Source organism: Kitasatospora sp. NPDC059803 (genome assembly GCF_042732255.1).
In the GTDB taxonomy this organism is placed as follows: Bacteria; Actinomycetota; Actinomycetes; order Streptomycetales; family Streptomycetaceae; genus Kitasatospora.
This window is the reverse complement of sequence record NZ_JBHWIJ010000413.1, coordinates 1-5795: the sequence shown is the minus strand read 5'-3', so window position 1 is coordinate 5795 and position 5795 is coordinate 1. Positions and strand designations below refer to the sequence as shown.

Genomic DNA, 5795 nt, shown 5'->3' with positions numbered 1-5795 from the left:
GGGCAGGGCCGTGCGGCGCCGGCCCTGCCCGGCACCCGGTCGGCCGTCCGTCCGTCAGGACAGGGTGAGGAATCCTTCGCGGACCAGCGTGCGCACGAGCAGGAGGCAGCCCGGCTGGTCCAGGCCGCCGGGGATCGAGCCGGCGGTGAACCCCTGCCCGTCGCTCTCCGTCGCGAACCTGACCTCATCGGCCACGTGGACCGGCAACTGGATGGTCTTGCTGTGGAACTCGAGCTCGATGACCTCCTCGCCGAGTGCCACGCTCCACCGCAGACCCGGACGACGCCGCACCCGGGTGTCGAGGTCCAGCCGCGGCAGGCTCTCCAGGTCGCCCAGGTGACCGCGGAGCGTCACCGGCGCGAGCGAGGTCGTCTGCTTCACGGCCCTGGCCGTCATCTCCTGGGGCGAGAGCCGGGCGGCGAGCGCATCGATCAGCTCGGCGAAGACGTCCTCGGCCTGCTCCTGGAGGTGCTTGTCGTTGGCGAATCCGAGGGGCATGCTCCTGCGGAACCGCTCGTCCCCCTCGAAGACCTCCCGGACCGCGTCGCTGATCAGCGCGGGTATCAGGACCGGGTGGACACCGAAGGTGAGGTGCATCGACGCGGCGTCGTTGGACGTCGCGGCGTGGATGGTGCCACGGGGCAGGTAGAGGAGGCTGCCCGGCTGGAGGTCGAACTCCTCCTCGACCTCCGGCACCTCGCCGGAGTGGTCGTACCTCTGACCTTCCAACGGCAGCGCGTACGGCGCCCCGTACAGCCGCCAGCGCTTGCTGCCGTACGCCTGCATCACGATCACGTCGTGGCTGTCGTAGTGCGGGTCGAATCCGCGGGCCTGCCCGCCGGGGGTGAGGTACACGTTCACCTGGAACCTGGCGTTGACCTCGGCGCTCAGCATCGAGGTGAAACGCGCCAGCGGCTCCCAGCGGCGTTCGAGGGCGTTCAGGATGACGGTCGAGCCGGACCGGTACCGCTCGTACAGCGCCTCCAGCCGGCTGGCGGTCATGTTGCGGCCGGGGGCACCCAGTTCGGACACCGGGGTTTCCTTGCCCTCGCGGATGACCCGGACGTTCCCGAAGTCCGGGCCGGACTGGCCCAGCACCCGGTCCACGTCGTCGAGCGTCAGGAGATCCGCGAAGCGCTCGGGGTCGTTCCTCGGGATGTGCAGCGGCCTGCGCTCCCAGTACTCGTCGCGGAACGTCGGAAGGGACACCGGGTGGAGAAGGCGGGAGAGGTCGGAGGAAGGCCGTCCATCGGGCTCGGCCCCCACCCGGTCCGTCAGAGAAGTCATCGAGATCTCGTGTCTCCTAACAGAGGTCGGCCGGCCCTGCTGGCGCGGTGACCGGCAGCCATGTCGTCCTTGGCGTTCTTGCCGTCCTTCGGGGAGGGGGCACGCCGGGAGCACGGCCCCTCCCCGGCCCGTGAGACTTCTCGGACGGGCTCTGCTCAGGCGAGGTCAGTCGGTGTCGTCGATGAAAAAGTCCTTATGGCCGGAGTCGTTGTTGTTGTTGTCGTCCGCGGGCCCGAAGCTGATGTCATCGGGCGTGATGGCCGTTTCCACGTCCGGAGCGCGCACGACGACGATGTCGGCCGGGTCGAGGCTGTGTGTCACATGAACTCCCTTCTGAGAGCCGGTGGAAGCTTCAGCGTGGGATCCGCGGTGATTGTCCGTCTACAGGAGGGCGCGAAGGCCCAGGTGAGTGGCGGACAACCCGAGGCGGCCGCGGACAGCGGAGGGGGAGAGCGGGATCCGAGGTTGTCCGCGCCGATCCCGGCCGGACTCCGGACAACCCTCCGAGCACGCCGGTTGTCGTCCGCCCGGCTGTGCGCGGCGGAGCATCAGCGCGGTACGGGCGGGTCCGGATACGGAACCTCTACCGCGAACCCTGTCGGCACGGCGTTCGTCCGGGGGAGTCGTCCTCGCCCCGCGCCGGTGATCACCATCTGCTGGCCCTGCCCGCCGCCTGCGGTGGACGCCTCCCGGCCGGAGACGCCCACCGCGGCGGCGTCTGGCACCGGACCCGGTCGCCAGAGCGGTTGTGACGATGCGTCAGTCCGTCGTCGGGGAACAGGTCGGACACGAGGGGGATGAAGCAGGAGTTGCGGCCGAACACCACCCGGCTCTCGCCGTCCACCTCCACGCCCACCACCTCGTCGTAGCGGACATGGCAGACCGTGCCGCCGGGCTGGTGCATCCACAGTCCCGACTCATCGACCACCAGGCGTATCCGGCGGGCGTTGGAGGAGAACAGCCGGGCGAGCAGCCGGCGGCCGGAACGTCCGTCCGGTGGCGGGCAGTTGACGGTCGGTGCCGCAGGAGTACTTCGGGAGCGGGGTGCCGTCCTGCTGCCGCACGTCCGGCTTGGTCCCGCACGGGACCACCAGCAGTGCCGTGCGCAGGGCTCCCGCGAGCGCCTCCCGGGCCTGGTCAGGGGTCACCCGGGTCAGGCTGTCGAGCCGGGTGTCGGCGTCCCGGTACTCGCCGCCGAAGAGCAACTCGACTGCCGCCTCGCGGAGTTCGAAGGGTGTCGACCGCGGGTCCTGGAAGGCCTGGGCCCTGTCCGACCGGACAGGACCTGGCGGACGGCGGCCAGCTCCGTCCAGGAACTCGACCACCTGCTCGGGCCGTCCGGAACAGGTGAACTCGGTCGCGGTCAGCCCCACCGAGGCGTTGTGCTCGTGGTGCAGGCGGGGCAGCGTGCCCATCGCCAGATGCTCCACCAGATGGGTCACCCCCAGCGTGCGGAACGACTCGTCCCGGGGCCCCGCACCCGAATACCAGGGCGGCCTTCAGCGGGCCGGGCGCTTCCGCCCACAGAACAACGCGCCGATCGCCTCGAAACGCCGGAGTCGGGAATCCCGAGTCCGTCTCGGGGTGGTGTGCGTGCCGGGTGCGGTCACGGCGGCGTCCGGCCGCACCCGGCCTGTCAGCGCTGTTGGGCGGCGATGACCACGAAGCTCACCACCACGATGACGATTCCGGCGAGGACTCCGACGACGGTGGGGGAGACGCGGTCGCGCAGGCTCCGTGCGGGCCGGATCCGCGTGTCCTGGTGGGTGCTGAGCTCCCACCAGTTGAGGACCCGCTGGACGTCCACGTCGAAGTCGGGCCTCGGGTAGGTGGAGCTGTCCTGGAGGCCGGGCAGTGAGCGCCGCCGGCCGCCCGCGAGGAATATCCGGGCCGCGCGCGAGTTCCCGTACTGGCGGTTCTTGGTCTCGCGGACGTCGACCCACCTGATGTCCTGCCAGGCGTGGGTGCGGCCGCGTCCGAGGCCCCAGCAGATGGTGACCCCGTCGGCCCCCACCCGGCTCCAACTCCGTTGGACCATCAGCGCCAAGGGGGCGACGATCACGATGGTTGCGCCCACCATCCAGCAGGTGGCCACGGCGCCGAGGCGGTAGGCGCCGAACGCCACCTGGATGACCAGTAGGGCACCGAGTAGCGCGAGACGCGTGTACTTCGCGTGTCCGTACAGGTCCTTCCCGCGAAAGATCAATTCGTTCACGGCTCGCACACTACGTCCCGACGCCCCCCACGTGAAGTGGCTTTCGGGGACGGCTGTGCGAAGTGGGCGTCCCGGCGGTCGACGGCAGGGGCCGGGGGCGTCAACAGGACTGGTGGACAGGGGCGGTGAGGGCGAGTGCTACCGTCGGGCCATGATCATGCGGGGGGATGGCGGAGCGGCACGGCAGGTTCTTCGCTGGCACCGGCAGAGCGTGTTGCTGGGTGCCGGCTATCTGATCGCGGCGGGGATCGAGCTCATCGGTGTGGCCCTCTCCGGGAAGCCGTATCTGGTGGTCAGCGTGATCGTCGCGGTCATGCTGCCGATCCTGTGCGGCGGCTATCTGACGGTGCGTAACAGCGGCGCGGCCGCTCGGATGGCCGAGGCGTCGGGTCGGCCCGTGGCGCCGGGTACCGCGTGGGGCGCGATGACCTTCGTGCTCGTGATGCTGGCGCTGTGCGGCTCTGCGACGGTGGTCCGCCAGGTGCGCGACAACGTGGCGATGGACACCCGGGCGACGGCCACCGTCACCAGCTGCAACGAACTGAGCAGGAACCCGCACTGCGGGGGCCACTGGACGGTCGACGGCCGCACCTACTCGGGGAACCGGCTGGCAGGAATGGTGGCGCTCGGCACGGTGGTCGAGGTCCGGTACGCGCCCGGGGACCCGACCCGGGCGGTGCCCGCCGACGAGTCGGTCACCCCGGTGTCCATCGCGGGCGGCATCGTGGTCGTCTGCTGCCTGATCGGCCTGGTGCCGACGGGGCTGGGCGAATGGCGAGCCGGGCGCGCGATGCTGACCGAGGCCCGTCAGCCGGCCCTGTGAAGCGACCGCACCACGCCCTGCCGGCGGGCGAGCCGCCGGCGGGGCCGGTCCGTCGAAGCGGCCCTCACCTGCGGGGATGAGGCGCGCACGCTCACGGCAGCGCGCCGGGGTGGGGGGGGGGGGGGGGCCACGGGGGAAACCCGCGCACCCCCCCCGGGGCGCGCGGCGGGGGGGCGGGGCGCGCGGCCCCCCCGCCACCCCCCGGCGCACCGCCCAGGGCGAAGCGGCACCTGTACGCGGGACGCGGGAGCGCGGCAGGAGGCGCGGGGGCGTAGCGGACGCGCCCGAGCGGAAGTAGTCAGCACGAAGCCCCGGGACCGTCTTGGCGAGGTTCCGGGGCTTCGTCGTGCTCAGCGCGTGGCGGCGGGCTCCGGGAGCCGTCGCGACGTGTTCATCTCCTCGACGGTGGCGACCAGCGGGGCCAGCTCGGGGTTCTTGGCGGCCTCGTCCAGCGCCTCCCGGAGGGCGGACTCGTTGGTCGGCCTGGCCGCTTCCAGGAGCTCCAGGCCGGGCCGGGTCACGTCGGTGTAGATGCCGCGGCGGTCGGTCGCGCAGAGGTAGCGCGAGAGCAGGCCGCGGTCCTCCAGCCGGGTGACGAGGCGGGTGGTGGCGCTCTGGCTGAGCACGACCGCGTCGGCGACCTGCTTCATCTGCAGGTGCCCGCCCTCGCCGTCGTGCTGGCGGCTGAGCACGTCGAGCAGCGAGTACTCGCGCACGCTCAGGTCGTGCTCGGCCTGGAGGGTGCGCTCGATGTGCGCCTCGATCCGGCCGGCCAGGAGGTAGAGGGCGGCCCAGCCGTTGGCGAGGGCGGTCAGCGCGGGGTCCGTGGCGGTCATCGGCGTGGCTCCTTCCGGGTGCGACGCCCTCAAGGATAAGCCCTTGCATGAAATATCGGCCAGCGCGCATATGCGGCTCGTGCAAGCATTGCTCTCCGCGGCGCCGGGATGCCCGACCAGCCCGGGTGGGGCCGGAACCGGGGCGATCCCGGGCCCCGTCCGCGCCGCATGTTCGCCGCTATCGCCCACCACCAGCGACAGGTGAATGCCCGCACTTGCACTTAGCCCGCGTGTGCAACTATTGTTTGAGCGCGTAAGGCGCAACAGCAATCGTATGGAAGGCAGCACACCATGCCTCTCGCGCTCCTAGCCCTGGCCATCGGGGCTTTCGGGATCGGTACGACCGAGTTCGTGGTCATGGGCCTGCTGCCCGAGATCGCCGGCGACTACGGAGTGTCCATCCCCTCCGCCGGGCTCCTGGTCACCGGTTACGCGATCGGCGTCGTCATCGGCGCCCCGCTGATGACGGTGCTCGGCACCCGGATCGGCCGCAAGACGATGCTCATGATCCTCATGGGCCTGTTCGTGGCGGGGAACCTGCTCTCCGCCGTCGCACCGACCATGGGAGTGATGCTCGCCGGCCGCATCGTGACCTCCCTCGCCCACGGCGCGTTCTTCGGCATCGGCTCGGTGG

Annotated in this window: 8 protein-coding genes; 2 read left to right on the top strand and 6 right to left on the bottom strand. The window is 71.2% G+C overall.

Going from position 1 to position 5795, the window contains the following annotated elements:
• Positions 1-54 precede the first annotated feature (54 nt).
• From ACFV6I_RS36925 to ACFV6I_RS36905, 5 genes are all read right to left on the bottom strand, one after another.
• Positions 55-1287, bottom strand: coding sequence for a cupin domain-containing protein (locus ACFV6I_RS36925; protein ID WP_380430411.1), 1233 nt, complete (start codon positions 1285-1287; stop codon positions 55-57).
• 165 nt (positions 1288-1452) lie between these two features.
• On the bottom strand, positions 1453-1608 hold the full coding sequence (locus ACFV6I_RS36920) for a hypothetical protein (protein WP_331742852.1): 156 nt from the start codon (positions 1606-1608) through the stop codon (positions 1453-1455).
• A 325-nt stretch (positions 1609-1933) separates the two neighbouring features.
• Positions 1934-2215 (bottom strand): hypothetical protein, encoded by a 282-nt coding sequence (locus ACFV6I_RS36915; protein ID WP_380430409.1) that lies wholly within the window; start codon positions 2213-2215, stop codon positions 1934-1936.
• Entirely contained in the window at positions 2205-2702 is a 498-nt protein-coding gene (locus tag ACFV6I_RS36910) for a hypothetical protein (RefSeq protein ID WP_380430406.1), read from the bottom strand. The genes ACFV6I_RS36915 and ACFV6I_RS36910 overlap by 11 nt, the downstream gene beginning before the upstream one ends.
• Before the next feature lie 221 nt (positions 2703-2923).
• Positions 2924-3502: a hypothetical protein gene (locus tag ACFV6I_RS36905; protein ID WP_380430403.1), complete on the bottom strand. Its 579-nt coding sequence runs from the start codon at positions 3500-3502 to the stop codon at positions 2924-2926.
• Between the two features lie 151 nt (positions 3503-3653).
• On the opposite strand from ACFV6I_RS36905, the gene ACFV6I_RS36900 reads away from it, so the two are divergent.
• Positions 3654-4325: a hypothetical protein gene (locus tag ACFV6I_RS36900; RefSeq protein WP_380430400.1), complete on the top strand. Its 672-nt coding sequence runs from the start codon at positions 3654-3656 to the stop codon at positions 4323-4325.
• A 350-nt stretch (positions 4326-4675) separates the two neighbouring features.
• Here the strand turns inward: ACFV6I_RS36900 and ACFV6I_RS36895 are convergent, their stop codons facing one another.
• On the bottom strand, positions 4676-5161 hold the full coding sequence (locus ACFV6I_RS36895) for a MarR family winged helix-turn-helix transcriptional regulator (protein ID WP_380430397.1): 486 nt from the start codon (positions 5159-5161) through the stop codon (positions 4676-4678).
• Positions 5162-5452: 291 nt separating this feature from the next.
• Between ACFV6I_RS36895 and ACFV6I_RS36890 the strand changes: the two genes are divergently transcribed.
• On the top strand, positions 5453-5795 hold a 343-nt coding region (locus ACFV6I_RS36890), incomplete at its 3' end, for an MFS transporter (RefSeq protein ID WP_380430394.1).

What these genes read in the sequence shown, in the direction of transcription:
- ACFV6I_RS36900 (WP_380430400.1), top strand. Translation starts at nt 3,654, where the DNA reads ATGATCATGCGGGGGGATGGCGGAGCGGCACGGCAGGTTCTTCGCTGG.
- ACFV6I_RS36910 (WP_380430406.1), bottom strand. Translation starts at nt 2,702, where the DNA reads ATGGGCACGCTGCCCCGCCTGCACCACGAGCACAACGCCTCGGTGGGG.
- ACFV6I_RS36925 (WP_380430411.1), bottom strand. Translation starts at nt 1,287, where the DNA reads ATGACTTCTCTGACGGACCGGGTGGGGGCCGAGCCCGATGGACGGCCT.
- ACFV6I_RS36895 (WP_380430397.1), bottom strand. Translation starts at nt 5,161, where the DNA reads ATGACCGCCACGGACCCCGCGCTGACCGCCCTCGCCAACGGCTGGGCC.